The 26,854-nt window shown below is 43.2% G+C and carries 27 protein-coding genes; 19 read left to right on the top strand and 8 right to left on the bottom strand.

The genetic code is table 11. The annotated features are described in order from the left end of the window. The first annotated feature begins 70 nt into the window (after positions 1 to 70). The 12 genes from LKX84_RS08365 to LKX84_RS08420 all read left to right on the top strand — a co-directional run bounded on the left by LKX84_RS08365 (position 71) and on the right by LKX84_RS08420 (position 10,882). On the top strand, positions 71 to 571 hold the full coding sequence (locus LKX84_RS08365; RefSeq protein WP_228236685.1) for a F0F1 ATP synthase subunit B: 501 nt from the start codon (positions 71 to 73) through the stop codon (positions 569 to 571). Positions 572 to 575: 4 nt separating this feature from the next. Next, complete coding sequence (gene atpH, locus LKX84_RS08370) at positions 576 to 1,115, top strand: ATP synthase F1 subunit delta (protein WP_228236686.1); 540 nt, start codon at positions 576 to 578, stop codon at positions 1,113 to 1,115. Positions 1,116 to 1,117: 2 nt separating this feature from the next. Then, the gene (atpA, locus tag LKX84_RS08375; protein ID WP_228236687.1) at positions 1,118 to 2,698 is read left to right on the top strand and encodes a F0F1 ATP synthase subunit alpha; all 1,581 of its coding nucleotides are present in this window, start codon (positions 1,118 to 1,120) and stop codon (positions 2,696 to 2,698) included. 19 nt (positions 2,699 to 2,717) lie between these two features. Beyond that, positions 2,718 to 3,056, top strand: a complete 339-nt coding sequence (locus LKX84_RS08380; protein WP_228236688.1) for a four helix bundle protein — start codon at positions 2,718 to 2,720, stop codon at positions 3,054 to 3,056. Between the two features lie 30 nt (positions 3,057 to 3,086). Further along, the gene (gene atpG / locus LKX84_RS08385; RefSeq protein ID WP_228236689.1) at positions 3,087 to 3,947 is read left to right on the top strand and encodes an ATP synthase F1 subunit gamma; all 861 of its coding nucleotides are present in this window, start codon (positions 3,087 to 3,089) and stop codon (positions 3,945 to 3,947) included. A gap of 125 nt (positions 3,948 to 4,072) precedes the next feature. Then, entirely contained in the window at positions 4,073 to 5,542 is a 1,470-nt protein-coding gene (locus LKX84_RS08390) for a lipopolysaccharide biosynthesis protein (RefSeq protein ID WP_228236690.1), read from the top strand. Further along, a complete protein-coding gene (gene dut, locus LKX84_RS08395; RefSeq protein WP_228236691.1) occupies positions 5,532 to 5,966 on the top strand; it encodes a dUTP diphosphatase in 435 nt (144 codons plus the stop codon). The genes LKX84_RS08390 and dut overlap by 11 nt, the downstream gene beginning before the upstream one ends. Before the next feature lie 88 nt (positions 5,967 to 6,054). Then, positions 6,055 to 7,071, top strand: a complete 1,017-nt coding sequence (locus tag LKX84_RS08400; protein ID WP_228236693.1) for a sugar phosphate nucleotidyltransferase — start codon at positions 6,055 to 6,057, stop codon at positions 7,069 to 7,071. Between the two features lie 40 nt (positions 7,072 to 7,111). Continuing rightward, on the top strand, positions 7,112 to 8,032 hold the full coding sequence (locus tag LKX84_RS08405; protein WP_228236694.1) for a tetratricopeptide repeat protein: 921 nt from the start codon (positions 7,112 to 7,114) through the stop codon (positions 8,030 to 8,032). After that, complete coding sequence (locus LKX84_RS08410; RefSeq protein ID WP_228236695.1) at positions 8,029 to 8,814, top strand: DUF4292 domain-containing protein; 786 nt, start codon at positions 8,029 to 8,031, stop codon at positions 8,812 to 8,814. Before LKX84_RS08405 ends, LKX84_RS08410 begins: the two co-directional genes overlap by 4 nt. A gap of 1 nt (position 8,815) precedes the next feature. Further along, positions 8,816 to 10,042 carry a murein hydrolase activator EnvC family protein gene (locus LKX84_RS08415; RefSeq protein ID WP_228236696.1) on the top strand — a complete coding sequence of 409 codons (1,227 nt, stop codon included), beginning with the start codon at positions 8,816 to 8,818 and terminating at the stop codon, positions 10,040 to 10,042. 3 nt (positions 10,043 to 10,045) lie between these two features. Then, positions 10,046 to 10,882 (top strand): aldo/keto reductase, encoded by an 837-nt coding sequence (locus tag LKX84_RS08420; RefSeq protein ID WP_228236698.1) that lies wholly within the window; start codon positions 10,046 to 10,048, stop codon positions 10,880 to 10,882. A 4-nt stretch (positions 10,883 to 10,886) separates the two neighbouring features. On the opposite strand, the gene LKX84_RS08425 is transcribed toward LKX84_RS08420, so the two are convergent. Next, a complete protein-coding gene (locus LKX84_RS08425; RefSeq protein WP_228236699.1) occupies positions 10,887 to 11,399 on the bottom strand; it encodes an acyl-CoA thioesterase in 513 nt (170 codons plus the stop codon). Positions 11,400 to 11,456: 57 nt separating this feature from the next. Continuing rightward, positions 11,457 to 12,401 carry an SPOR domain-containing protein gene (locus LKX84_RS08430; RefSeq protein ID WP_228236700.1) on the bottom strand — a complete coding sequence of 315 codons (945 nt, stop codon included), beginning with the start codon at positions 12,399 to 12,401 and terminating at the stop codon, positions 11,457 to 11,459. Between the two features lie 104 nt (positions 12,402 to 12,505). On the opposite strand from LKX84_RS08430, the gene dprA reads away from it, so the two are divergent. Then, positions 12,506 to 13,612 (top strand): DNA-processing protein DprA, encoded by a 1,107-nt coding sequence (gene dprA / locus LKX84_RS08435; RefSeq protein ID WP_228236701.1) that lies wholly within the window; start codon positions 12,506 to 12,508, stop codon positions 13,610 to 13,612. 260 nt (positions 13,613 to 13,872) lie between these two features. After that, on the top strand, positions 13,873 to 14,172 hold the full coding sequence (locus LKX84_RS08440; RefSeq protein ID WP_228236702.1) for a GIY-YIG nuclease family protein: 300 nt from the start codon (positions 13,873 to 13,875) through the stop codon (positions 14,170 to 14,172). Between the two features lie 422 nt (positions 14,173 to 14,594). Here the strand turns inward: LKX84_RS08440 and trpS are convergent, their stop codons facing one another. Further along, entirely contained in the window at positions 14,595 to 15,563 is a 969-nt protein-coding gene (gene trpS, locus LKX84_RS08445) for a tryptophan--tRNA ligase (protein WP_228236704.1), read from the bottom strand. A gap of 134 nt (positions 15,564 to 15,697) precedes the next feature. On the opposite strand from trpS, the gene LKX84_RS08450 reads away from it, so the two are divergent. After that, on the top strand, positions 15,698 to 16,441 hold the full coding sequence (locus LKX84_RS08450) for a lysophospholipid acyltransferase family protein (RefSeq protein ID WP_228236705.1): 744 nt from the start codon (positions 15,698 to 15,700) through the stop codon (positions 16,439 to 16,441). A 1-nt stretch (position 16,442) separates the two neighbouring features. On the opposite strand, the gene LKX84_RS08455 is transcribed toward LKX84_RS08450, so the two are convergent. The 5 genes from LKX84_RS08455 to recA form a co-directional block, all read right to left on the bottom strand. Further along, positions 16,443 to 17,603: a histidine kinase gene (locus LKX84_RS08455; RefSeq protein WP_228236707.1), complete on the bottom strand. Its 1,161-nt coding sequence runs from the start codon at positions 17,601 to 17,603 to the stop codon at positions 16,443 to 16,445. A 136-nt stretch (positions 17,604 to 17,739) separates the two neighbouring features. Then, on the bottom strand, positions 17,740 to 19,224 hold the full coding sequence (locus LKX84_RS08460) for an outer membrane beta-barrel protein (protein ID WP_228236708.1): 1,485 nt from the start codon (positions 19,222 to 19,224) through the stop codon (positions 17,740 to 17,742). 11 nt (positions 19,225 to 19,235) lie between these two features. Next, a complete protein-coding gene (locus tag LKX84_RS08465) occupies positions 19,236 to 19,766 on the bottom strand; it encodes an RNA polymerase sigma factor (protein WP_228236709.1) in 531 nt (176 codons plus the stop codon). A 28-nt stretch (positions 19,767 to 19,794) separates the two neighbouring features. After that, positions 19,795 to 20,235 (bottom strand): hypothetical protein, encoded by a 441-nt coding sequence (locus tag LKX84_RS08470; protein ID WP_228236710.1) that lies wholly within the window; start codon positions 20,233 to 20,235, stop codon positions 19,795 to 19,797. A gap of 96 nt (positions 20,236 to 20,331) precedes the next feature. Further along, positions 20,332 to 21,339: a recombinase RecA gene (gene recA / locus LKX84_RS08475; RefSeq protein ID WP_228236714.1), complete on the bottom strand. Its 1,008-nt coding sequence runs from the start codon at positions 21,337 to 21,339 to the stop codon at positions 20,332 to 20,334. 275 nt (positions 21,340 to 21,614) lie between these two features. On the opposite strand from recA, the gene LKX84_RS08480 reads away from it, so the two are divergent. The 4 genes from LKX84_RS08480 (at position 21,615) to LKX84_RS08495 (ending at position 26,842) form a co-directional block, all read left to right on the top strand. Next, a complete protein-coding gene (locus LKX84_RS08480; protein WP_228236716.1) occupies positions 21,615 to 22,646 on the top strand; it encodes a rhodanese-related sulfurtransferase in 1,032 nt (343 codons plus the stop codon). A gap of 220 nt (positions 22,647 to 22,866) precedes the next feature. Further along, positions 22,867 to 24,030: a stage 0 sporulation family protein gene (locus LKX84_RS08485; protein ID WP_228236717.1), complete on the top strand. Its 1,164-nt coding sequence runs from the start codon at positions 22,867 to 22,869 to the stop codon at positions 24,028 to 24,030. Next, the gene (locus tag LKX84_RS08490) at positions 24,020 to 24,508 is read left to right on the top strand and encodes a gliding motility lipoprotein GldH (protein ID WP_228236718.1); all 489 of its coding nucleotides are present in this window, start codon (positions 24,020 to 24,022) and stop codon (positions 24,506 to 24,508) included. The genes LKX84_RS08485 and LKX84_RS08490 overlap by 11 nt, the downstream gene beginning before the upstream one ends. A gap of 3 nt (positions 24,509 to 24,511) precedes the next feature. Continuing rightward, positions 24,512 to 26,842, top strand: a complete 2,331-nt coding sequence (locus LKX84_RS08495) for a penicillin-binding protein 1A (protein WP_228236719.1) — start codon at positions 24,512 to 24,514, stop codon at positions 26,840 to 26,842. Positions 26,843 to 26,854: the final 12 nt, after the last annotated feature.

Consider the following 26,854-nt stretch of genomic DNA (forward strand, 5'->3'; position numbering starts at 1 on the left):
AGCGGTTGGCTGTGGCCCTTCATTTTAAAATGATATAGTTTAAAAGATTTAAAAAATACAGTAGAGATATATGGAAAAGTTAATGGAACAGTTTTCCTTGGGGTTGTTTGTATGGCAATTGGTTCTTTTTATTGGACTGTTGTTGCTATTGAAAAAATTCGCTTGGAAACCCATTTTGAACGCTGTTGAAAAAAGGGAAGAAGGCATTAAAGGCGCTCTTGAAGCAGCTGAGGCGGCCAAAAAGGAAATGCAGAACGTTACTGCCGACAGTGAAAAACTGTTGAAAGAAGCCAGAGCCGAAAGGGATGCGCTTTTGAAAGAAGCAAGGGAAATCAAGGAAAACATCATTTCCGAAGCCAAGGAACAAGCCCAGGTTGAAGGGGATAAAATGATCAAGCAGGCCCAAGCCACTATCGAAGCCGAGAAGAAAGCAGCAGTTGCCGACATCAAGGCCCAGGTAGCCAACCTTTCCGTGGAGATTGCCGAGAAAGTGATCAAGGAAGAACTGTCCAATAAAGACAAACAACTGAAGTTGGTTGACGATATGTTGGGCGATATCAAATTGAACTAAGCGCATGAACGAGAACAGGGCAGCCATTCGCTACGCAAAGGCAACGTTGGACTACGCAGTCGAGAAGAACGCGGCAGAAGCCGTGGAAAAGGACATGCGTTCCATAGCTGCTACCATTTCCGAAAACAAGGAGCTCCAAGGACTTTTGGAAAGCCCGATAGTTAAATCGGAAATCAAGAAAAATGTTTTGTTGGAAGTCTTCAAGGATGCCGACGAGATCACCAAGGGACTTGTACAGACCATGCTGGACAACAAGCGTATTGCCATGTTGCAGGAAGTGGCCTATAAATACATCATCCAATACGAAAAAATGAAGGGAGAGGAAGTGGCCTACGTGACCACCGCTGTTCCTTTGACCGCAGAATTGGAGAAGAAAATCTTGGCCCAAGTAACCAAGGCCACCGGAAACAAGGTGTCTATCAAAAACGAGGTTGATGAGAGCATTCTTGGCGGTTTTGTGCTACGAGTGGGCGACACCCAGTACGATGCTAGCATCGCGAACAAGTTGAACGGATTAAAAAGAGAATTTACAAATAGTCTATAAAAATGGCAGGAGTAAAAGCCGCTGAGGTATCAGCAATTTTGAAAAAACAGTTATCAGGTTTCGAGGCGACCGCTTCTTTGAACGAAGTAGGTACCGTATTACAGGTAGGTGACGGTATTGCCCGTGTCTATGGACTTACCAACGTCCAGTATGGGGAGTTGGTGGAGTTTGAAGGCGGTATGCAGGGTATCGTGTTGAACTTGGAAGAGGACAACGTAGGTGTGGTATTGTTGGGCCCATCCAAAGAAATCGTGGAGGGCGCCACTGTAAAAAGAACAGAGCGTATCGCATCCATCAACGTTGGTGAAGGAATTGTTGGTCGTGTGATCGACACCCTAGGTACCCCAATTGATGGTAAAGGACCTATCTCTGGTGAAACTGTTGAAATGCCATTGGAAAGAAAAGCTCCTGGTGTAATTTTCAGACAACCGGTAAACGAGCCATTGCAGACCGGTATCAAGGCCGTAGATGCTATGATTCCGATCGGTCGTGGACAAAGGGAGTTGGTAATCGGTGACAAACAAACTGGTAAGACTACCGTTTGTATCGATACCATCTTGAACCAGAAAGAATTTTTTGATGCAGGTCAGCCTGTTTACTGTATCTACGTTGCCGTAGGTCAGAAAGCATCCACTGTAGCTGCTATCGCCAAAACGTTGGAAGACAAAGGTGCCTTGGCCTATACAACCATTGTTGCCGCTAACGCTTCCGATCCTGCACCAATGCAGGTATATGCTCCTTTCGCTGGTGCTGCCATCGGGGAGTATTTTAGGGATACCGGTCGTCCTGCCTTGATCATCTATGATGATTTGTCAAAACAGGCTGTGGCTTACCGTGAGGTATCCTTGTTGTTGAGAAGACCTCCAGGTCGTGAAGCATATCCTGGTGACGTTTTCTACCTTCACTCCAGATTGTTGGAGCGTGCCGCTAAGGTTATTGCCGATGACGATATTGCAAAGAACATGAACGACCTTCCTGAATCTTTGAAATCCAAAGTAAAAGGTGGTGGATCATTGACCGCTCTTCCAATCATCGAAACCCAGGCTGGTGACGTTTCTGCCTATATCCCAACCAACGTGATCTCCATTACCGATGGTCAGATCTTCTTGGAGCAGGATTTGTTCAACCAAGGGGTTCGTCCTGCGATCAACGTGGGTATCTCCGTATCCCGTGTGGGTGGTTCCGCTCAGATCAAGTCCATGAAAAAAGTGGCCGGTACCTTGAAGTTGGACCAAGCCCAGTTCCGTGAATTGGAAGCTTTTGCCAAGTTCGGTTCCGATTTGGATGCCGCTACCTTGAACGTGATCGAAAAAGGACGTAGGAACGTAGAGATCTTGAAACAAGGTCAGAACGACCCCTACACTGTGGAAGATCAGGTAGCCATTATCTTTGCAGGTTCCAAAAACTTGTTGAGGGATGTTCCTGTGAACAAGGTAAAAGAATTTGAAAAAGATTTCTTGGAGTTCTTGAATGCCAAGCACAGAAATGTATTGGATGACCTTAAAGCTGGTAAATTGACCGACGAGGTAACCGATACCTTGACCGCTGTTTGCAAAGATCTTTCAAGCAAATATAAAGGTTAAGAATTCAGAGTGATGAGTTATGGGAAAGCTTGAAACTAGTCCTGTAAGAGTAAAAAGTTTCGAGTTTGCCTGTAAAATTGTTCGTTACTGTGATGAATTAAGGAATAAAAAGGATTTTGAGATTGCCTCTCAATTGTTAAAAAGCGGAACCAGTATTGGAGCAAACACTAGGGAAGCACAACGAGGGGTTAGTACAAAGGATTTTAAAAATAAATTTGGGATAGCTCTAAAGGAAGCTGATGAAACAAAGTATTGGCTTGAGATTTTAGAAGCAACTGGCAGAGAAGTTCCCAAAGAATTGATGGATAGATGTGAAGAGTTGATTAGAATAATTGTGGCAATAGTCAAAAACTCTTAACTCAACACTCATAACCCATAATTTAAACGAATGGCGAATCTAAAGGAAATACGGAATAGGATTTCATCCATCGGCTCAACGATGCAGATTACCAGTGCCATGAAAATGGTGTCTGCTGCAAAGTTGAAAAAGGCCCAGGATGCCATCACGGCCATGCGCCCCTATGCGGATAAGTTAACGGAACTTCTTCAAGGTCTAAGTGCTAGCCTAGATGGTGATGGAGGTAGTGTTTTTGCCGAAAATAGGACCGTGAACAAAGTTTTGGTGGTGGCCATTTCATCCAACAGGGGACTTTGTGGTGCTTTCAATACCAACATCATCAAGCAATGCAACACCATGGTAAACGAAACCTATGCCGGTAAGCAGGTAGATTTTTTGGCCATTGGTAAAAAAGGAAACGACATCCTTCGCAAAAAGAACACCATCGTGGCCAACCACAGCAAAGTGTTCGATGATTTGACCTTTGACCATGTTGCCGAAATCGCCGAGTTTTTGATGGAGCAATTCACTATTGGGAATTACGACAAGATTGAATTGGTATACAACAAATTCAAGAATGCCGCTACCCAAATTGTGATGTCCGAGCAATTTTTGCCCATTGTAAGTATGGAAGGCGATGCTACCAAAGCTGCCGACTATATTTTCGAGCCTTCCAAAGTGGAAATCGTAAAACAATTGATTCCCAAATCCTTGAAGACCCAATTGTACAAGGCCATCAGGGATTCTTTTGCAAGTGAGCACGGTGCCCGTATGACGGCCATGCACAAAGCCACAGATAATGCCAAAGAACTTAGGAACCAATTGAAATTGACCTATAACAAGGCCCGTCAGGCCGCCATTACCAACGAGATTTTGGAAATTGTTGGTGGAGCTGAGGCTTTGAACGGATAATTCCAAGAAAGCATAAAACAGATAAGGCTACCTTCGGGTGGCCTTTTTACTTTTCTGCCATTGTGGATAAAGGCTTTTACGTAACTTGTAGCCACCTAAACAAGGATTAAAAGAACACGCACCGATTGAATCCGTTAAAGAGGCTTTTTAAGCAGACTTTTATCTATGGCCTGGCCACAGTAATGCCACGGGTCATTTCTTTCTTCTTGCTACCGCTATACACCGCTGTGTTCGAAAATGCATCGGGTTACGGACAGTATACCAACATTTATGCATGGATTGCCATTTTTAATGTGTTCTTGGCCTATGGAATGGAGACCGCATTCTTTCGTTTTTACCATAAAAGCGAGGATAGGGACAAGGTCGTCTCCACATCGTTGATATCCCTTTTAGCTTCCTCTTTGGGCTTTTTGATTTTTGCCCTTGCCGTAAAACAATGGTTGTCATCAATCACCGATATCAACCCAGATTACCTCAAATTCACCACCTATATTTTGGTTTTGGATGCCTTGGTCATTGTTCCTTTTGCATTGCTTCGGGCCAACGAAAAACCGATGAGGTACGCCCTTTTAAAAACATTGAATGTGGCCATCAACTTGGGCTTCAATGTATTTTTCCTTCTGATGCTTCCAGAAATGGCTGAACAAGCGGGAGATGGATTCCTGGCCACCATCTACAAACCTGATCGGGAAATCCATTACGTGTTGATATCGAACGTGATTGCCAGCGGCATTACGCTGTTGATCTTGCTTCCGATGTATTTCAAGGCATCGTATAAATTCGATTCCATTTTATGGAAACAGATGATGAAATACGCCGGGCCGGTAATGGTCGCCGGAGTAGCTTTCACTATAAACGAAGTGCTGGACAAGATTTTATTGACTCAATTGTTACCTTCGGATATTGCCGAGGCGGAAGTTGGAAAATACGGGGCCTGTTATAAATTGGCACTTTTCATGACGTTGTTCGGAACTGCATTCCGCATGGGAGTGGAACCGTTTTTTTTCAGTCATGCCAAAACCGAAAAACCGGAGAAAACCTATGCCCAGATCACGAATTATTTTGTGATTTTGGGTAGCATCATTCTGTTGGGTGTTATTACATTTGTTAATCCACTTGGAAAGCTATTGCTGCATAATCCTGTTTATTGGGAGGCCTTGGATGTGGTTCCGTTGATTTTAATGGGTAGTTTTTGTTTAGGGATTTACCACAACCTATCCGTTTGGTACAAGGTGACCGATCAGACCAAGTTCGGGGCCTATATTTCATCTATCGGGGCACTGATTACTTTGATGATTAATATCGGGTTCATTTCCAAATATGGGTATATGGCTTCGGCCTGGGCCACTTTGGCCGCCTATGGCAGCATGATGTTCTTGTCCTATTACTTCGGAAGAAAGTACTACCCCATACCGTACAACATGCGCAAAATTGTGTTCTATCTTGTTGTTTCTGTTGCGTTTTCCATCTTGTCCTTCTACGTTTTTAATAGAAATTTAATAGCAGGCAGCATACTACTTTTGCTATTTTTGGGGTTAGTATATAAGATGGAAGGAGATCATTTAAAAAGCATTTTTCTAAGGCGTGGAAATTAAAGTCATCAATAAATCTGGGCACCAATTGCCCCATTATGAAACCTTGGCTTCTGCAGGAATGGACCTAAGGGCCAACCTGAATGAACCAATTGTGCTGAAACCTTTGGAAAGAGCCATAGTACCAACCGGTATTTTCATGGAGTTGCCGATAGGATTTGAAGCCCAAGTAAGACCTCGCAGTGGATTGGCGGCTAAAAAGGGCATTACCGTTTTGAACGCTCCTGGCACCATCGATGCCGATTATAGGGGAGAAGTGGGTGTAATCTTGGCCAACATCTCATCCGAGGATTATGTAGTTGAAAACGGGGAACGCATTGCCCAACTCGTCATTGCCAAGCACGAACGAGCCACTTGGGTTGAGGTAGAGACCCTTTCGGATACCGCAAGGGGTGAAGGAGGCTTTGGAAGTACCGGCACGAAATAAGAAACGGATTGTCAGGTCGAGCGCAGTCGAGACCTAAAGTAAAAAGAAACATAACCATTTAAAGATACCTGCTTTGTCGGGCTATATTATGAAGATAATCGTTCCAATGGCGGGAAGAGGATCCCGTTTAAGACCACATACCTTAACCGTTCCAAAACCATTGATTCCGGTGGCTGGAAAACCTATAGTTCATCGTTTGGTGAGTGACATAGCCAAGGTACTTGGTGAACCTATTACAGAAGTAGCCTTTATTTTGGGGGAGCCCGCTTTTTTTGGTGATGACGTGGTGGAAAGTTTGATGGAATTGGCAACTGAACTAGGTGCCAAAGGTTCTATTTACCGTCAAGACCAACCCTTGGGTACCGGTCACGCTATTATGAGCGCCAAGGAATCCCTAAGTGGACCTGCCGTGATTGCTTATGCCGATACCTTGATCCGTGCCGATTTTGATCTCGATAAAACAGCGGATAGTGTTATTTGGGTGAAACAGGTTGATAGACCGGAAGCCTACGGGGTAGTTAAATTGAACGGGGATTCCGAAATTGTGGAATTGGTTGAAAAGCCAAAGGAGTTTATTTCTGACCTCGCTGTTATCGGAATCTACTACTTCAAGGATGTTGGGGTACTTAAAAATGAACTGCAACATGTTCTGGATAACGACATCACCAACGGTGGGGAATATCAGATCAATGATGGCATCAAAAGGATGATGGAAAAGGGCATGAAATTTGTTCCAGGTAAGGTGGACGAATGGATGGATTGCGGCAACAAGAACGTCACCGTGGAAACCAATCAACGGATGTTGGGCTTTTTGGAAAGGGAAGGGGAAAATATGATTTCGAATTCCGTTACACTTGAAAACGCCAACATCATAGAGCCGTGCTATATTGGTGAAAATGTAGTGCTAAAAAATACCACTGTAGGACCATTTGTGTCCGTTGGTGCAAATACCGTTTTGGAAAATTCCACAGTAAAGAACAGTATCATCCAAAACGAAAGTAAAATATACAATGCCAACCTCGATAATGCCATGATCGGCAATTATGTGGTTTTTAATGGTAATTTTGAGTCCATTAGCATAGGGGATTATTCCGTTTTGGAATAACTTCGATATGATTTTTGAAAAAATGGAGGCCTAAGATGCTATGAATAAGATGTTTTTTCTTTGGATGGGAGTTGCAGTGTCAGCAATGACATGGAACACCTCCTATGCCCAAGAAGAACAGGAAAGTGCAGAGGTGTATCTTGAAGAATATACCGATGAGTTTCAAGAAAACTTTTTTGAGGCACTCAAGCAAAAAGGTATCCAAAATTACGACCGCGCCATTGAGCTGTTGCTAAAATGCAAGCAGTTGGATCCCAATGACAATGTGGTGGACTACGAGCTGTCCAAAGCGTATCTGCTGGATAAGAAATTCGTCCAGGCTCAGGAATATGGCATTGAAGCGCTGCTTTCAGAACCTTCGGACTATTGGTATTTGGACAATTTGGTTTCGGTTTTGGAACAGCAGGGAAGTCCAATCGAGACCATCAAGGCACAAATTCCCTATGGAAACCAAAAGCTGAAGGAAAACCTGGCTTTGTGCTATTTCAAAAGAAAACAATATGCCGATGCCCAGAAAATCCTGAAAGAGTTAGGAAATTCTTCATTGGCATTGGAATTGGGTCGAAAAATCAATGATTCCATCCAAGGGGAAAAAGAAAAAATTGTTGTTCCGATAGTTCAAAAGGAGGAAAGAAATACTGATGATCCGGTGGCTCAAATACGAACACAATTGGAAAAACTGTTGGCTGCTTCGGACTATAAAAGTGCCCTGAACATAGCAAAAGAAGCGTTGGACAGTTATCCATTGCAGCCCTATTTTTATTTTGCTTACGGCACTTCCCTTAACAATACTTCCAACGCCAACATGGCCATTGAAGTATTGGAAAGCGGTCTGGATTATCTGTTGGATGACGGGGCATTACAAAACAATATGTACAAGGAATTGGCCAAGGCGTATACCAGCATTGGCAATGATCAAAAAGCAAACGAATATTTGAACAAGATAAATTCCGGATTATGATGATGCAGCGAAGGGGAAAATATTTTAAAACATGGGGGTTACTACTTCTGGTATTGTTCTTAGGGGCTTGTAAGAGCACCAAAACCGTTACGGGAGGTGAAGCCGATGAGAAACTATCTGTAAAGAATATCATCAACAACCACTATACCAACCAACCCCGTTTTAAAACGTTGAGTGGCCGTGTAAAGATTGATTATACCAACGGGGACGAATCGCAGGGAGTAAATGTTAGCTTGCGGATGGAAAAGGATAAAGTGATTTGGTTAAGCGCGCCACTGGGTGTTGTCAAGGCCCATATCACCCCGGAAAAGGTTTCCTTTTACAACAAATTGGAAAACGAGTATTTTGATGGCGACTTTAGCTATTTGAGCCATCTCTTGGGAACCGACCTCGATTTTGAAAAAGTGCAGAACCTCTTGTTGGGCAATGCCGTGATGGATTTAAGAAAGGAAAAGTACAACTCTGAGATTTTTGATGGCAATTACCAATTAAAACCAAAAACTGCTCAAGAACTTTTTAAGATTTTGTTTCAATTGGAGCCAAAAAACTTCAAGATTGCCACTCAGGAAATATCCCAACCCGAAAAGGCAAGACAATTAAGCGCAAAATATACCTATCAGGATATTTCTGGTAACGTATTGCCTGATGAAATTTTGATTACTGCCCAAGATGCGGGCGAATTGACCAAGATTGATCTTAGTTTCCGTAATGTAGAATTGAACCAACCCGTAAGTTTTCCGTATAAAGTGCCTAAGGGATTTGAAAAAATTACATTAAAGTAATATGAAAGATAAAATTTCGTATTGTTTTTATTTACTTATACTTACGATTTTTATATCGCAAAATTCCTTTGCCCAAACCAGTGAGCAAAAATCCTTGGAGGCCAAACGGGAACGGCTTCAAGAGGAAATCAAGGAAATTAACCGTTTGCTCTTCGCCGAAAGAAAGGAGAAGGGAACCGTTTTGGATCAAATGGAGGCTTTGGACAATAAAATCAACGTTCGTCAAGAGCTTATTCGGGTCACCAATCAGCAATCCAACCTGCTCAATCGGCAGATTAATGTTAATATTAGAAGCATTAGTAAGCTTAGGGAAGATTTGAAGCTGCTCAAAGAAGATTATGCAAGTCTGATTCAGAAAACATATCAGAACAAATCCCAGAACAATAGGTTGATGTTCCTATTGTCTGCCGAAAACTTCTTTCAGGCATTCAAACGCTTCCAGTACATGCAGCAATATGCCAAACATCGAAAGAAGCAAGGGGAGAATATTATCGTCAAAACCGAAGAGCTGACCCAACTGAACCAGGATTTGGTCCGTCAACGAAAGGAAAAAGATCAATTGTTGGCAGAAAACACCAAGGCCAAAGATGAACTTTCAAAGGAAATTGAAGCCCAAAGGAATCTTTTAACGAGCATCAAGCAAAACGAGGCCAAATACACTGCCTCCATCTCCGAAAAGCAAAAAGAGGCCCGTAAAATTGATCGAGAGATTGAGCGATTGATCAAAAGTGCCATTGCCAGTTCCAATAAAAGTTCTGGGAAGTCTACAAGTAGCGCCACTTTTGCCTTGACGCCGGAGTCCAAGTTGGTGGCCGACAACTTTTCCTCCAATAAAGGAAGGCTTATTTGGCCTGTGGAAAAAGGGATCAAGAGCCAAGGTTATGGGGTGTATGCGGACAAACTGTATCCAGGAATCAAACATCAGAACAACGGGGTTACCATCACCACGGATAAAGGCAGCAAAGCCAGGGCCATTTTTGAGGGGGAGGTCATTGCCATTCTTTCCGTTCCCGGCGGAAACAAAGGCGTTCAGGTAAAGCACGGGAACTATATCAGCACCTATTACAACCTTTCCACTTTATATGTAAAAAAGGGGGATAAGGTAACCACCAAAGAAGTGTTGGGGGAAATTGATACCAATCGGTTTGATGGCTCTACCAAATTGAAGTTCTATCTTTATAAAGATTCCAATCGGTTGAATCCCGAGGAGTGGATCTATCAACTATAGCTTATGAAAAAAATTACAGACCTTCAAGGGACCTTTGAATTGCACAACGGGGTCCAAATGCCCTATTTTGGTTTGGGCGTATATCTTTCCAAAGATGGTAACGAAGTAATCCATGCCGTTAAAGACGCCTTGGATTATGGTTATCGCCATATCGACACCGCTGCCATTTATCACAATGAGGAAGGAGTAGGAACTGGAATCAAAGAAAGCAGTGTAGAACGAAAAGATGTGTTTCTCGTTAGTAAGGTATGGAACACCGATCAAGGGTATGATTCCACCTTAAAAGCTTTTGATGCGAGTTTGGACCGACTGGGAACCGATTATCTGGATCTTTACTTGATCCATTGGCCTAAAGGAGAAAAATCGAAAGAGACCTGGAAGGCCTTGGAACGACTTTATAAGGAGAAACGTGTTCGATCCATCGGGGTCAGCAATTTTTTGCAACATCATTTGGAAGATTTATTGACCTCAGCAGAAATTGTTCCCATGGTAAATCAAATGGAGTTTCATCCGTATCTGGTGCAACAAAAGCTGGTTGATTTCTGTGCATCCAAAGGCATACAATACGAAGCTTGGTCACCCTTGATGCAGGGAAATATCTTCGATTTGGATGTAATGAAAGATCTTGCAGCCAAATACAAAAAGACCATTGCACAGATCGTGCTGCGTTGGGACCTTCAAAAAGGGGTGGTCACCATTCCCAAATCATCCAAAAAGGAACGCATTGTTGCCAACGCCGATCTTTTCGATTTTGAGATCAGTGATGCGGATGTACAATTGTTGGATAGCTTGGACAGGGGCAAACGGTTTGGTCCGGACCCTGACAATTTCGATTTTTAATCCATCAAGAAATGAACAAGGCCTTCAGTTCCGTAGCATCTGAAGGCTTCAATTTGCCTGCCAATACCAAGCTCAATTGCTTTCTTCGAAGGGCGGCGGCAAAACGTTCCTTCTCCAAGTCTGTTTCGGGCTCCAAAGCAGGAACTTCGGTCGGTTTTCCCGTATCATCCACCGCAACAAACGTATAAATGGCCTCATTGGCTTTGGTACGCTCACCGGTAAAGCGATCCTCGATCCAAACATCGATAAAAATTTCCATGGAAGTAGTAAAGGCTCGGGAAACGGCAGCTTCAACGGTCACAACACTTCCCAAAGGTACGGCACGGTTAAAGGCAACGTGATTAACCGATGCGGTCACAGTGATCCTTCGGCTATGCCTACGGGCCGCAATACTGGCCGCCCTGTCCATTCGGGCCAACAGTTCGCCCCCAAAAAGGTTGTTGAGCGGATTGGTTTCACTGGGCAGGACCAAATCGGTCATTACGGTTCGGGATTCACTTGGAGTTTTGGCGCGCATACCTTAAAATTTTGCGCAAAGATATTGAAGTGGGGAGTGGTTTAAAAAAATAGAGGACTATTTCTCGGAAAGCAACCAAGCATCCTTGGATTCCGTAGCCTTCACTTTCTTAAGAAAAGCAAGAGCATCCTTAGGATCATCAAAGCTGTCGTATGCCACTTGATGAAGGCCATACTTGTTCACACCCAAATAAAAGGCGTTGAATCCTTTTTCCTTGAGCTGTTCCACTCTTTTTTCGGCGTTGGGCTCTTCACGGAAGGCACCAGCGATTACATGGTGTTTGCCCAAATGTCTTTTTGTTACTTCAATGGTAACCGCAGGAAGTTCCAATGGAGCGCTTTCAAAAAAAGTGGCCTCTTGGATCAAACGAGAAACCTGCTGTTGGGCATCCTGTTGGGCGGCAACCTGTTTTTGTTGAAGGTCTCCGTATGTTCTATATCCAGTTACTCCCAATGAAACAGCCAACAAAATAACGGCGGCATATTTCAACCAAGGCCTGAATGAGGTAGTTTCCCTTACTTCCGGAGTAATGATGAACGGAATTTTTTCTTCCAGTTCCTGTACTTCTTCTTTTAACACTTCACGCTGAATGGGTGTAGCGGCAAATGATGTTAAACCAAAGGAGGAGGTCAAAAAGTTGATCTTGTTCTCGGGCTGAAACTGGATTTTTTGGTCTTTGTTGTGGAAAAGTTTTCCTATTCCGTAAAGTTCAATGCTTTCCCCAAGGCTCAATCTTTTGTTCCAGGTGTTGGCCACATCTTCCACTTCCTGCAACATTTCCTCGTAACCCAATTTTTTTTCCTTGGCAATGTGCGATACTAAAAGTCCGTCATTTTTGGAAAGTTGGGCGTTGAAGGAGATGGATTTGGTAGGAGGGACCAAGGTTTTGGTCGCCAAATCAATATCTGCGGATTTGCTATGCGCCAAGAAGGCCCCGAAACCGGGAACTACGACACAATTGTACTCGAACAGCAATTTTTCTATGTAAGAATCAATCCGCATGGCCACAAATATTGTAAAAAATGAAAGAGTAGAAAATAAGCCGAATGACTTTTTATTAACATTTGAAATTCTGTATTTTGTGAACAACATTGATCCCAAATCAAATGACTGAACCTGAAATTATTGCGGCTTTGAGGCTGCAATCCATTCCCAACATTGGCGATATCACCGCCAAAAAATTAGTTGCCCATTGCGGAAGTCCAAAAGCAGTTTTTGAGGATAAACTGCATCACCTATTAAAAATTGATGGCATCGGGAAACAAACCTTAAAGGATTTGTTCGACCCAAATTATCTTGATGAAGCCGAAAAGGAATACCAATTTTTGTCCAAAGAAGACATCACACCCCATTATTTTATGGAGGAAGGGTACCCAACTCAGTTGAAGCATTGTGTGGATGGCCCCATAGTATTGTTCCAACGTGGAAATATGGATCTGAAACACCGAAAAATTATCAGTGTGGTGGGAACTCGGAATGTGACCAGCTATGGATCTTCCTTCTGCGAAGGCTTTATAGAGGAAATAGCTCCCTTAAATCCTGTAATTGTGAGTGGTTTGGCCTATGGGGTTGATATCACCATTCAAAAAGCGGCCATGGACAAAGGGTTGCAGACCATTGCTTGCCTTGCTCATGGTTTGAACCAGATTTATCCCAAATCCCATAAAAAATATAAGAGCCAGATTGAAGAAAACGGAGGATTTTTAACTGAATTCTGGAGTACGAGTCAACCCGATCGGGAAAACTTTTTAAAACGGAACCGGATCATCGCTGGAATAAGTGAAGCCACCATTGTAGTGGAGTCGGCCGAGAAAGGGGGCAGTTTGGTCACTGCAGATTTGGCAAACGGGTACAATCGGGAAGTGTTTGCGGTACCGGGAAGGGTAACCGATAAATGGAGCAAGGGCTGCAACGACCTCATCAAGCAGCAAAAAGCACACATGTTAACGTCCGCAGCGGAGCTGATTTATCTTTTAGGATGGGATTTAGAGCCTAAAAACGAGAAAAATCCGGTGCAAAAACAGCTGTTCGTCGAGTTGGACCCAACAGAACAGTCAATCTACTCCTATTTGCAGTTGAACGGGAAACAATTACTGGACACCGTGGCTTTGGAGTGTCAATTGCCCATTTTTAAAGCATCGTCCACTTTATTGAGCATGGAAATGAAGGGAGTGATCCGTCCATTACCCGGTAAACTGTTCGAAGCGATTTGAGAGGTAGGCAGAATGTCATGCTGAGCGCAGCGAAGCATCTCTTTTGGCTGTTGATTGGGATTCTTCGTCTTCACTTCATTTCGTCTCAGAATGACAATTAGTGTGTCATGCTGAGCGCAGCGAAGCATCTCTTTTGGGTGTTGTGTGAGATTCTTCACCTTCGTTGCACTTCGGTTCAGAATGACAGTTGAGAAGGTTTTGTTTGCAGAGTGTCATGCTGAGCGTAGCGAAGCATCTCAAATAATAATAAAAAAGAAATAATGGGTAAATACTATGTCTACATTTTGACCAATCAACATAAAACTGTTCTCTACACTGGAGTGACCAATAATTTAAAACGTAGATTGATCGAATATGACGAAAACATTCGCTTGGGAAAGAATACCTTCACAGCAAGGTACAGATGTAGGCACTTGGTTTATTTTGAATACTACTATTGGATACAAGATGCTATTGCGCGAGAAAAAGAAATCAAAGGGTGGGTAAGGGTTAAAAAATTGGAATTGATTAAATCCACTAACCCTGATTTTGAATTTTTAGAGGATGGTTTTCTGTTTTAATTCCAGTTGTCATGCTGAACAAAGTGAAGCATCTCTTTTTGACTGTTGATTGGGATTCTTCGTCTTCACTTCATTCCGCCTCAGAATGACAAGGGGTTGTATTTTGTTTGCAGCGTGTCATGCTGAACAAAGTGAAGCATCTCTTTTGGCTGTTGTGTGAGATTCTTCGTCTCCACTTCGTTCCGTCTCAGAATGACAAGGGGTTGTGTTTTGTTTGCAGCGTGTCATGCTGAGCGCAGCGAAGCATCTTTTTTGGCTGTTGCGTGAGATTCTTCGTCTTCACTTCATTCCGCCTCAGAATGACAAGGGGTTGTGTTTTGTTTGCAGCGTGTCATGCTGAACAAAGTGAAGCATCTCTTTTTGACTGTTGATTGGGATTCTTCGTCTTCACTTCGTTCCGCCTCAGAATGACAATAGGAATATTAATACCCCAACTTCTCTCGTACCCTTGCCAATACTTCATTAGCCACTTTGCGGGCCTTTTCAGCACCATGGAACAAGGCATCATCTACTTCGCCAAGGTTGTTCATGTAGTAATCGAACTTTTCACGGGGTTCCGCGAATTTTTCCACAATCAGTTCGAACAAGGCTTGCTTGGCATGCCCATAACCATAGTTTCCGGCCAAGTAATTGGCACTCATTTCCTCAATTTGCTCTTGGGAAGCCAAAAGTTTGTACAGGGCGAACACATTATCATGGGTAGGATCCTTTGGGTCCTCCATAGGGGTACTGTCGGTAACAATGCCCATAATCTGCTTGCGCAAGGGTTTATCCGCCTGAAAAATATCGATAAGATTCCCTCGGCTCTTGCTCATTTTTTCACCATCGGTACCAGGTACGTACATAGTTTCTTCATGTACTTTGGCTTGTGGCAATACAAAAGTCTCCCCCATTTGGGTATGGAACCTGGAGGCTACATCGCGAGTCATTTCCAAATGCTGCAATTGGTCTTTGCCCACAGGTACAATATCGGCATCGTACAACAAAATATCCGCTGCCATAAGCATTGGATAGGTAAAAATACCTGCGTTCACATCATCCAAACGATCGGCCTTGTCCTTAAAAGAGTGGGCCAATGTTAATCTCTGATATGGAAAAAAGCAGCTGAGGTACCAAGCCAATTCAGCGGTTTGGGGGATATCACTCTGGCGATAGAAAACCGTTTTGTTGATGTCCAGACCAAAAGCCAACCAAGCAGCGGCTATAGCATAGGTGTTCTTTCTCAAAAGCTCCCCATTTTTGATTTGGGTAAGCGAGTGCATATCGGCTATAAAGAGGAAAGAATCGTTTGCGGGATCCTGCGCCATTTGTATGGCAGGAACGATTGCTCCTAAAATATTCCCCAAATGGGGTACACCTGTACTTTGTATTCCGGTCAGAATTCGGGCCATCCTATGATTTTGCCCGTAAAAGTAAGCATCCCTAGGGTATTAAAAAAGTGGTTGAAACGGCTACTTAATTACCATTGGTCGAAGGATGATTGTTCTTTGTTTCCAAAGCCGTTCAAAAAGGCTACTTTTAGCGCATGCTACAACTGATGAAGAACATTGGGTACGTCATCTATAGGATATGGTTCTATGTGTTGGTTGCCGTTCCCATTTTCCTTTTTTTTCCTTTTTTGTTGCTGTTGACCCTTTCTGAAAGTACCTATCCACAGTTTTTTTGGACAGCGCGAAACCTTTGGGCCAGGCCCATTTTATATGGCATGGGCTGTTTTCCAAAAATTGTAAGGGAACAAAGGATGGTAAAGGGCAAAAGTTATATGCTCGTTGCCAACCATACCAGTATGTTAGATATTATGTTGATGTTGGTCGTTAGCCGGAACCCATTCGTTTTTGTGGGGAAGAAGGAATTGGTCAAGATTCCTATTTTTGGATTTTTCTACAAACGGGTCTGTATTATGGTGGATCGTGATGACGTTCGCAGTCGGACCGGGGTCTATCGCAGGGCTCAACGCAGGTTGGACCAAGGGTTGAGCATTTGCATATTTCCGGAAGGAGGGGTTCCGGATGAAGGAGTGATCTTGGACCAATTTAAGGATGGGGCCTTCAAAATGGCTATCGCCCATAAGATTCCGATAGTGCCCATGACTTTTTACGATAACAAAAAGCGATTTTCGTTTACATTTTTAAGTGGGGGACCAGGTAGGATCCGGGCCAAGGTGCACCCATTTTTTGAGACGGGCATTCTCAGTGCCGAGGACACTTCGACCTTAAGGGAAGAAGTGCGTAACGTAATCTTGAAGGAACTAATCGACCCTTCAGTGTAACTTACATAAGATTGGGCAACGTTAGAGTGGTTTTCCTGTATTCTTTAGTGCCGTTTGTTACCGTAAGGTTTTGGTTTTGAATAGCATACCCTTTTACGGTATTCAGCAGCTCTATTTGATCCTGCCATTTTAGGATACTGTTCCTGTATTCAGGTTGGTTGGCCACGTCGGAATCCAGTTCCCGGTATTCCACATCCACAATGACCTCTTTTGCTGAAGCTTTAAAAACAATATTGAAATGTTGTCCCTTGTGATGGTTGAACATGGAATGTTCAATAATGTTCTCAAACAGCGTATGGATTATGAAAGCCGGAATAATGGCCTCCTCCAATTTATCCGAGTTTTTTTCCAAGGTGATGGTATATTCAAACGAATCATCATATCGCAATTTTTGAAGTTTCAAATACCAATGCAGCATGTCAATCTCATTGTATAGTGATACCGTATCCTTGTCCAATTGTTTCAAATAGAACCGCATCAACCTGCTGAAGGTAGACAGATATTCCAAGGCTGGGATCTTTTTCTCCGAAGTCACAAAATACTGGATAGCGTTCAATGAATTGAAGACAAAGTGTGGATTCAACTGTGAGTTGAGGGCACGAAGTTTCAGTTCCAGCATCTCTTCCCTAATTTTTAAGATCTTGTCCTTTTTTTCTGCCAATTCGTTATTGGCCCTCACACTTTTGATCTTGATAGCGCAAATGGAAGCCACTGCGGTAAGCATTTTGAGGTGATGCGGGCTAAAAAAGCCCACTTCGGGATGCTCACAATCGATTACCCCGTACACAATGTTTTCATGGGCAATGGGCACACAGATTTCTGATAGCCGGTTATCGTCATCCATAATGTACCTTGGATCTTCGGCAGTATTGTTGATGATTTCTGCAACACCTGTTTGCGCCACTGCTCCGGTGATGCCTTGCCCAAGAGCGATTTCCAAGTGGTTGAAAAGAGTTTTGTCCTTTGGGCTTTTTGGTCCATAGGCCGCTTTTTGAACCAAAATATTCGTATCCTGATCCAAGATATAAATCACACAGTCCACGAACCCAAGTTTTGCAATGCAGTTCTTGGCGAGGTCCCAGAGAATGTCGTCTTCATTTTCCTTACCTAACAAGGATTTGGAAAAGTAGATGAGAATATCTTCAAACGGTTCACTGATCAAAATGAATGAGGTTAGTATTCAGAAGAAAAGTAATAAAAATTTAATTATGAAGGCATTGCAAAAAAAGTGCCCCGTTCTGGCGGGGCACTCAAGTGATTGTCTAAAGGGACAATCTTCCTAACCAACATTTTGTTTCCTAAAACTTAAAGCTGATACCACTGTAAACGCCAATGGTATAGGGGCGGAAGTCCCCTGCCGTTTTGGAAAAGGTGTTCAATTGATATTTAAATACCGGTTCTATGCTCAACTGGAACTTGGGAGCAAAATTGTAGTTGAGTCCCATACCCACGTTTGCACTGAAATTTGTGGAGTTCACATTATTGGCCTCACCGACTTCGGTAATGAGCTCATCGGATTCCAACAACACGGAATTGTCGATCAAAAACAGGGAACTTACCCCGCCGATCAAATCCACCCCGAACTTTTTGTCCACCAGGGCATAGTTCAATTCCAAGGGGACTTCAATATAGCCCAATTGTTGTACCATTTTGCCATCCAGGGTCGGGGCTTCGCTCAGGGCAACTTCCTTGGAGGTCACATCTGCAGCGGCACTTTTTTTGCTTAGGACCACTACATTTTCGGAATTTTGGCTGTAATCGATATTGCCCAATTTTTCGTTGGATGCGGTTCTTAATGTTGAAGAAAAAACCACATCATTGGTATCATAACCATAGTTTACTTTGTGGATACCCGAACGTATTTTCAGTTTTTTGCCAATTTCATATCCAACGGTAAGTCCGTAGCTTAAGTTGAGATTACCGGATTTGGAATTGGAAGCGAAATCGGAATCGATCGGGGATCCGTTACCGGAAGCACTAAAATATACCGGGGCCACGGAAGGCCCAACTGACCACTTGTCCGAGGTATTTTGTACTACAATTTCCTCTTCCTCCTGCTGTTCCTTGATCGCATCAAAAATGGATTTCTTTTCAGATTCTACCTCTTTCTCTTCGTTTAAGGCGACAGCCTCTTCTTCTTTGTTGGACCGACCTAAATCTTGACCGCTTTCTTTTTTGGGAAGGTTATCCGCAATGGCCTCTTTGTTTTGACCCAAATTTTCAGAAAGTTCCTTTTCTTTTTGATTCGTAACTACTTCACCTTCTTTTTTAGAATTTCCATCAATGTTACTGGCAACAGCATTCTTTTCGTTGAAAGATGTTGTTTTTGAACCCGTTTTGGCGTCGTAACCATTCTGATTTTTGCCCGAATCTGCCACTTGTTCTTCAGGGTTGATTGCCTTTTCGGAACCCATGGATTCTTTTTCGGATTCCATTTCCGTCGAAGTGCCCGCTACCTGTTCGGTTTTTTGGCTACCGGATGGATTTTGGAAATCCTTGGCGTCGATACCCGAAGGGTTCTGCTGCGTAGGTTCAGTAGTAGTTTCGGTATCTGTAATGTTTTGATCTTGGATCGGTTCCTTATCGAACGGATCGATCAAGAAGAGCAAAAGGGCCGCTGCCGCGGCAACGCCACCAAGGCGCCACCAAATAGGAATGACCCGTTTCTTCTGTTTCTTTTTGTCCAATGACGACGCTATGGATTTCCAGACTTTTTCATCTGGTACTTCCTGAAAATCCTGGAAGGTGTCCTTGAACAATTGCTCTAAATTCTTTTTCCCCATCGTGAGTCTATTTAAGCAATGTTTACTTTGGTTTTTTCAATTTTCTCCCTCAATATGGTTTTGGCTCTCGCCAAATTCGATTTTGAGGTGCCTGTGGATGTCCCCAACATCTCACTGATCTCTTTATGGCTATAACCGTCCAGCACGTAAAGGCTGAACGTAAGCCGGTACTTATGTGGCAAATCCTGTATATGTGCCAAAAGTGTGGATAGACTGATATCGGTCTGATCGGTATCCACTTCCACTTCTTCTTCAATATTTTCAGAAATTACGTTGAGGTGTTGTTCCTTTCTGTATTTCTGAAGTACGGTATTAACGGTGATCCGTTTCATCCAACCTTCAAAGGAACCTTGGAAGCTGTACTGGTCAATTTTCTCAAAAATGGTCATAAAACTATCGTGCAGATGGTCTTCTGCCTCCGTTTTATTGCGCGAATACTTAAGGCACATACCGAAAAGAATACCGGAGTATTTCCGGTATAGCTCGGCCTGCGCCTGTCGTTTGCCCTTTTTGCAATTATCTATCAGTTCTTCCAGATCCAAATGTTGGTCAATTTTGGATTGTTGTTTTTTAGTTTGTGGGCTCCTCTTCGGTTACAGGAATGGTATATTCAACAAACGTGGCGTTCCCGTTTTCATCGTCACCCGTGTAAAATCTAAAATGATATTCTTCTGTATAAATCACACTGAACTTTAATGTGGCCACAACTTCCTCCACGGCTTCGGTACAAGCCCTGTTCTCATCTGTTAACACAGAACCGATGACTACAATATCACGGTCGGTTTCTGCTGTCTTGGTTACATCAAATCCTTCAAAGAAGGTACAACCATTCGGTCTAACATAGGTAACATCGATGTCGTAGGTTTTTCCAAAAACGAAGGCCTCGGGAACATCCGCTTCCACAACGTTTAGGGTAGTGAAGTAAAAATTGGGGGAATCATCATCCAGATCACATGAACTGAACCATGAGCATGCCACAAACAACAATAAGGGCATTAACACTTTTTTCATATTCTAATCCTTTTTATTCCCTAGATGTACAGTAGTGGCAAGGGTTGCGTAGGATTTTCAGAACCAAATGTCTATTCGCCCAAAAAATGAGTCGATTTAAGCTTTTACCGCGGTAATGGCCTCTTTGATCTTGTTTTCCAACTCGTCGGAAAGTTCCGGATTGTCCAATAAAAGTGCTTTAACGGCATCTCTACCTTGACCCAATTTGGTATCTCCATAACTGAACCAAGAACCGCTTTTCTTCACAATTTCGTAGGCAACTCCCAAATCCAGGATTTCCCCAATTTTGGAAATTCCTTCGCCATACATAATGTCGAATTCGGCAGTTTTGAACGGTGGGGCCACTTTGTTCTTTACCACTTTCACACGGGTCTTGTTCCCTTGCACCTCTCCGTCTGTATCCTTGATCTGGGTAGACCTTCTAATGTCCAAACGGACAGAGGCGTAGAATTTTAGGGCGTTACCACCAGTAGTGGTTTCTGGGTTACCGAACATTACACCAATTTTTTCACGTAATTGGTTGATAAAGATTACGGTACACTTGGTCTTGCTGATGGTAGAGGTCAACTTTCGCAACGCTTGTGACATCAACCTGGCGTGAAGACCCATTTTGGAATCTCCCATTTCACCCTCGATCTCACTTTTAGGAGTCAACGCCGCAACGGAATCGATGATTACAATATCGATTGCCCCAGAGCGGATCAGGTTATCGGCGATTTCCAAGGCCTGCTCCCCGTGATCGGGTTGCGATATGATCAGGTTATCAATGTCCACACCCAATTTTTGGGCGTAAAAACGATCAAAAGCATGTTCCGCATCAATAAAGGCAGCAATACCACCGGCTTTTTGTGCTTCGGCAATGGCGTGTAGGGTCAACGTGGTTTTACCAGAAGATTCCGGACCATAGATTTCAATGATCCTCCCCCTGGGATAACCGCCTACGCCTAAAGCGATATCCAATCCCAATGAGCCAGAAGAAATGACCTCAACATCCTCAACAACACTGTCGCCCATTTTCATGACGGCACCTTTGCCATAGGTCTTGTCCAACTTGTCCAGGGTTAGTTTAAGGGCTTTTAATTTTGCTTCTTTATCGTTGCTCATGGTTCAAATGATTAGGAAGGCTAAAATACCATTTCTTTCTACATACGACAAAAGGCACGCAACCTTTTTAATAACATCGTATCTAATGGGTACTAACTCATATTTATAGGGCTGTGTCAAGCTCACAAATATAGGGTGGGAAGAAAATTAGCTTTGAAAAAGACCTCAACAACGTAGGAGGGCCCCAATTTGGGGCCTTCTTATTTTCTCCCGATCCCGAATGCTTATCTTTGTACCGGAAAAGATCCATTCTTAAACTTAATTATTGATATAGCATGCAACTGTACAATACCTTAAGTGCAAAAGAAAGGGAAAAACTTATAGAGGAAGCCGGTAAAGATCGGCTTACCATCTCTTTCTATCAATATGCACACATCGGCAATCCCAACATATTAAGGAACCACCTTTTCATCGCGTGGAACCAAATGGAAGTTCTTGGGCGTATTTATGTCGCTTATGAGGGAATCAATGCCCAACTTTCAGTACCTGCCGAAAATTTTATAGCCTTCAAAAACCATTTGGACAGTATCAGCTTTTTGGAAAATGTAAGGCTGAACATTGCCATTGAACAGGACAATAAATCCTTTTTGAAATTGAAGGTCAAAGTCCGCAAGAAAATTGTAGCCGATGGCCTTAACGATGCCACTTTTGATGTGACCAACAAAGGGATCCATGTGGGGGCCGAAGAATTCAACAAGTTGATTGAAGACCCTGATACCGTTTTGGTGGATATGCGAAACCATTATGAAAGCGAAATAGGCCATTTCAAAAATGCCATCACTCCAGATGTGGACACCTTTAGGGACTCCTTGGACATTATTGAAAGAGATCTTGCCGAACACAAAGAGGACAAAAAATTGGTGATGTACTGCACCGGGGGAATCCGTTGTGAAAAGGCCAGTGCCTATTACAAACACAAGGGATTTAAAAACGTTTACCAACTTGAAGGGGGCATCATTGAATACACCCGACAGGTGAGGGAACAACAATTGGAGAACAAGTTTTTGGGTAAAAACTTTGTATTTGATCACCGAAGGGGAGAAAGGATTTCGGAAGATGTCATTTCCCATTGCCACCAGTGTGGTAAACCTTGCGATACCCATGTGAACTGCGCCAATGAAGCCTGTCACCTGCTGTTTATTCAGTGTGAGGAATGTGCAAAGGCCATGGACCAATGTTGTTCCGTGGAGTGCCAAGAGATCCATGCGCTACCTGAAGAAGAACAGAAACAATTGCGCAAAGGCAAGGGAGCCAGCAACAAAATATTCAAAAAGGGACGTTCCCCCGTTTTGAAATACAAGAGATAGCATTTCACCACTGCTATAAATTATACTATATTTACCATAAGAATTATTTATGAACCCTATTGAGGTTGTTCAAAAAGATAAGGACTTTGAAATGTAACATTGAACTGTCATCCTGAGCGGAGTCGAAGGATCTAACGAGATGTACATTTGGTTTTAGTTGTTCTCGACTGCGCTCGAACTGACAACAATCTTTTAAATAACTTCAATCAAGATACTATATATGGCGTGTAGCAGTTGTTCAACCGGGAAGGATGGACAACCGCGTGGGTGCAAGAACAATGGTACTTGCGGCACTGATGGTTGTAACAAGCTAACGGTCTTTGACTGGCTTTCCAATATGTCGTTGCCCAACGGTCAAACTCCTTTTGACTGTGTTGAGGTGCGTTTCAAAAACAGTAGAAAGGAATTTTACAGAAATTCCGAAAATCTCCCATTGAACATTGGCGATGTGGTGGCCACCCAATCCAAGGCCGGTCACGATGTTGGGGTGGTTACCCTTACCGGGGAACTGGTCCGTGTTCAGATGAAACGAAAAAAGGTTTCGCCGGATGATAAGACTCTTCCCAAAATATACCGTAAGGCCACCCAACGGGATATCGATATTTGGCAAAAATGCCGGGATCGAGAGGAAGAGATCAAAAAACGCTCCCGTGAAATTGCCATTGCCCTTAAATTGGAAATGAAACTCAGTGATGTGGAATTTCAAGGGGATGCCTCCAAGGCAACCTTTTATTATACCGCTGAGGACAGGGTCGATTTTAGACAATTGATTAAGGACATGGCCAAAGCGTTTGGCATCCGTATTGAAATGCGACAAATCGGTTACAGGCAAGAAGCCCAACGTTTGGGAGGAATTGGATCTTGTGGTCGTGAACTGTGCTGTTCCACTTGGCTTTCAGATTTTAGGTCGGTTAGCACCGCCTCAGCGAGGTATCAGCAATTGGCCCTTAACCCACAAAAATTGGCCGGGCAATGTGGCAAGCTCAAATGCTGCCTCAATTACGAGCTCGATATGTATATGGAAGCCTTACAGGATTTTCCACCGCAGGACAGCAAGATCATGACCAAAAAAGGATTGGCCTTCTGTCAAAAAGCGGATATTTTCAAGGAGACCCTTTGGTTTTCGTACAAAGATGATCCCGCAACGTGGCATGCCCTTTCCAAGGAACAAGTGTTGGAAATTTTGGAACTCAACAAGAACAACGAGAAGATCGACAGCCTGGAAGATTACGCGGTGGACAATGTGAGTGAAGAAAAGACCACATTCGAAAATGTGGTAGGCCAAGATAGCTTGACCCGTTTTGACAAACCCAAGAACAAAAAGCGTAGGAACAATAAAAACCGAAGAAAGTCCAAACCTAAAGCATCATCCAATGCGAAATAGCTTATTGGTTTTACTCATTGCCATTGCTACATTGTCTTCTTGCAATGACCAAATGGTCTATTCCGAGTATAAACCCATCAAAGATGGTAAATGGCAAATGGACGAACCGGTTCAATTTGAGTTTTCAGAAATCGATTCCACCACTTCGTATAACCTATTTCTTGACATCAGAAATGATGATTCCTTTCCCTTCAGCAATTTATTCCTGATTGCGGAGTTAGAATATCCTAGTGGCAATGCCACCAAGGACACTTTGGAATATAAAATGGCCGAACCCACAGGCGAATGGTTGGGAAAGGGCATGGGAAGTGTAAAGGAAAACAAACTTTGGTTCAAGGAAAACATCGTTTTTCCCGAAACAGGCGTATATAAGGTTACCGTTTCGCATGCCATGAGAAAAAATGGCGTAGTAGAAGGACTGCATATTCTTGAAGGCGTAACGGATGTTGGTTTGGAAATTGAAAAAAGCACCCAATAAACAATGGCAAAGACCGGTCAAAAGCAACAACAAAGCTTCATTAAATTCATAAAATGGTTCTGGATTCTTTTCGGAGTTGGAGTACTTTCGGTAATCCTCGTTTTTCTACTGGCCTCTTGGGGTGCCTTCGGGGAGATGCCCACTTTTGAAAGGTTGGAAAACCCCGAGACCAATTTGGCTACTGAATTTATTTCATCCGATGGGGAAACTTTGGGGAAGCTTTATTTGGATGACAACCGAACCCCGATTGCCTATGAAAACCTGCCAAAAAATTTGGTGAACGCCTTGGTGGCCACCGAAGATGCCAGATATTATGATCACTCCGGTATTGATGCCATTGGTTTTGCACGTGCCTTGGCCTATTTGGGTAGAAAAGGAGGGGCAAGTACCATATCCCAACAGTTGGCAAGACAACTTTTTATTGGAGTTAGGGATAAGGAAAGTACCACCAATGCCTTGATACAAAAAGTTCAGGAATGGGTTATTGCCACTCGATTGGAACGTAATTATACCAAAGAGGAAATCATAGCCATGTACCTGAATATCTATGATTTCAATTATAATGCGGATGGAATCCGTTCCGCGGCCAGGATTTATTTCGGCAAGGAACCTTTTGAATTGAGGACCGAAGAATCGGCCGTATTGGTCGGGATGCTGAAAAACTCATCCTATTACAACCCTATGCGTAGAAGGCAATTGGTACTCGATCGAAGGAATACGGTTTTGGGACAGATGGCCAAGTACGATTTCATCACTGAAAAAGAAAAAGACTCTTTGCAGAAACTGGAAATGAAAATCAATTTCAATCCAGAATCGCACAGGGAAGGATTGGCCACCTATTTTAGGATGTACATGCAACGTTGGTTGAACGGATGGGTAGATAAAAATCCAAAGCCGGATGGCGAAAAATGGAACATTTACTTGGACGGGCTAAAGGTATACACCACCGTGGATTCCCGCATGCAACGAAATGCAGAAGAAGCCGTTCAGGAACACATGAAAAATTTGCAGGCCGAGTTTTTCAATCAAAATACGCCAAAACGTAACCCGACCGCTCCGTTTTTGGATATTTCAAAAGGGGCCATCGACACCATTTTAAGGAATTCCATGCATCGGTCAGAAAGATGGCGCCATCTGAAAAATGAAGGTTTGTCCGACAAGGAGATAGAAGCCACCTTCCATCAAAAAGCCGAAATGACCGTTTTTGATTGGAACAGCGATTCCTATGAAAAGGACACCACCATGACGCCGTTGGATTCCATCCGATATTACAAAACCTTTTTAAGGACGGCCATGATGTCCATGGAGCCCCAAACCGGGCATGTAAAAGCATGGGTAGGCGGAATTGATTACAAACATTTCCAATATGATAACGTAATTCAGGGTGCCAGACAAGCAGGTTCTACCTTCAAACCTTTTGTGTACGCTGCCGCCATTGACCAATTGCGTTATTCCCCCTGCTATACCCTTCCAGACAACCAATATTGCATTGAACCGGGCAAACATGGAAATATTGATGCCTGGTGTCCTAAAAATTCAGATGGTAAATATTCCGGGGAAAACATGACCCTTAAGAGTGCACTGGCCAACTCCGTGAATACTGTTACCGCCCAATTGATTGATAGGGTAGGTCCAGGATCGGTAGTGTCCATAGCCAGGAATATGGGTGTCACTAAGGACATTCCAGAAGTGCCTTCCATTGCCTTGGGAACGTTGGATATTAACGTGTTTGAAATGGTAGGGGCATATGGCACATTTGCCAACCAAGGAGTATATGTAAAACCTGTGATGGTAACCCGTATAGAGGACAAGAACGGTACCGTACTCTATGAATACACTCCTGAGACCAAAGATGTTTTGAGCAAAGATGTAGCCTATGCCATGGTCAATTTGATGGAAGGGGTTACCCAATATGGTTCTGGAGGAAGGTTGCGCCATACTTACGGTAAAAACCAAACCATGTATAAGGAAGTTATGACCGGTTATCCGTATGAATTGAACAATCCCATAGCTGGAAAAACGGGTACGACCCAAAACCAAAGTGATGGATGGTTTATGGGAATGGTTCCCAATTTGGTTACCGGTGTTTGGGTCGGTGGGGAAGAAAGATCCATACATTTTGATCGACTTCTTTATGGACAAGGGGCTACCATGGCACTCCCCATTTGGGCCTTGTATATGAAAAAGAATTATGCCAACAAGGATTTGGATGTGTCCACAGATGCCTTTGAGGCTCCAGAAGATATGTCGATAAACATTGATTGTTCCAAGGAGGCACAACAAAACGATGACGATTTGGATACCGAAGATGATTTGGACGGTCTAGACTTTTAGAACAAAACTTTT

The organism is Allomuricauda sp. M10, assembly GCF_020782875.1.
In the GTDB taxonomy this organism is placed as follows: Bacteria; Bacteroidota; Bacteroidia; order Flavobacteriales; family Flavobacteriaceae; genus Flagellimonas.

Excerpts from the sequence above, each read along its gene's own strand:
- LKX84_RS08365 (WP_228236685.1), top strand. The coding sequence starts at position 71 with ATGGAAAAGTTAATGGAACAGTTTTCCTTGGGGTTGTTTGTATGGCAA.
- atpH (WP_228236686.1), top strand. The coding sequence starts at position 576 with ATGAACGAGAACAGGGCAGCCATTCGCTACGCAAAGGCAACGTTGGAC.
- atpA (WP_228236687.1), top strand. The coding sequence starts at position 1,118 with ATGGCAGGAGTAAAAGCCGCTGAGGTATCAGCAATTTTGAAAAAACAG.
- LKX84_RS08380 (WP_228236688.1), top strand. The coding sequence starts at position 2,718 with ATGGGAAAGCTTGAAACTAGTCCTGTAAGAGTAAAAAGTTTCGAGTTT.
- atpG (WP_228236689.1), top strand. The coding sequence starts at position 3,087 with ATGGCGAATCTAAAGGAAATACGGAATAGGATTTCATCCATCGGCTCA.
- LKX84_RS08400 (WP_228236693.1), top strand. The coding sequence starts at position 6,055 with ATGAAGATAATCGTTCCAATGGCGGGAAGAGGATCCCGTTTAAGACCA.
- LKX84_RS08405 (WP_228236694.1), top strand. The coding sequence starts at position 7,112 with ATGAATAAGATGTTTTTTCTTTGGATGGGAGTTGCAGTGTCAGCAATG.
- LKX84_RS08410 (WP_228236695.1), top strand. The coding sequence starts at position 8,029 with ATGATGATGCAGCGAAGGGGAAAATATTTTAAAACATGGGGGTTACTA.
- LKX84_RS08415 (WP_228236696.1), top strand. The coding sequence starts at position 8,816 with ATGAAAGATAAAATTTCGTATTGTTTTTATTTACTTATACTTACGATT.
- LKX84_RS08420 (WP_228236698.1), top strand. The coding sequence starts at position 10,046 with ATGAAAAAAATTACAGACCTTCAAGGGACCTTTGAATTGCACAACGGG.
- LKX84_RS08425 (WP_228236699.1), bottom strand. The coding sequence starts at position 11,399 with ATGCGCGCCAAAACTCCAAGTGAATCCCGAACCGTAATGACCGATTTG.
- LKX84_RS08430 (WP_228236700.1), bottom strand. The coding sequence starts at position 12,401 with ATGCGGATTGATTCTTACATAGAAAAATTGCTGTTCGAGTACAATTGT.
- dprA (WP_228236701.1), top strand. The coding sequence starts at position 12,506 with ATGACTGAACCTGAAATTATTGCGGCTTTGAGGCTGCAATCCATTCCC.
- LKX84_RS08440 (WP_228236702.1), top strand. The coding sequence starts at position 13,873 with ATGGGTAAATACTATGTCTACATTTTGACCAATCAACATAAAACTGTT.
- trpS (WP_228236704.1), bottom strand. The coding sequence starts at position 15,563 with ATGGCCCGAATTCTGACCGGAATACAAAGTACAGGTGTACCCCATTTG.
- LKX84_RS08450 (WP_228236705.1), top strand. The coding sequence starts at position 15,698 with ATGCTACAACTGATGAAGAACATTGGGTACGTCATCTATAGGATATGG.
- LKX84_RS08460 (WP_228236708.1), bottom strand. The coding sequence starts at position 19,224 with ATGGGGAAAAAGAATTTAGAGCAATTGTTCAAGGACACCTTCCAGGAT.
- LKX84_RS08470 (WP_228236710.1), bottom strand. The coding sequence starts at position 20,235 with ATGAAAAAAGTGTTAATGCCCTTATTGTTGTTTGTGGCATGCTCATGG.
- recA (WP_228236714.1), bottom strand. The coding sequence starts at position 21,339 with ATGAGCAACGATAAAGAAGCAAAATTAAAAGCCCTTAAACTAACCCTG.
- LKX84_RS08480 (WP_228236716.1), top strand. The coding sequence starts at position 21,615 with ATGCAACTGTACAATACCTTAAGTGCAAAAGAAAGGGAAAAACTTATA.
- LKX84_RS08485 (WP_228236717.1), top strand. The coding sequence starts at position 22,867 with ATGGCGTGTAGCAGTTGTTCAACCGGGAAGGATGGACAACCGCGTGGG.
- LKX84_RS08490 (WP_228236718.1), top strand. The coding sequence starts at position 24,020 with ATGCGAAATAGCTTATTGGTTTTACTCATTGCCATTGCTACATTGTCT.
- LKX84_RS08495 (WP_228236719.1), top strand. The coding sequence starts at position 24,512 with ATGGCAAAGACCGGTCAAAAGCAACAACAAAGCTTCATTAAATTCATA.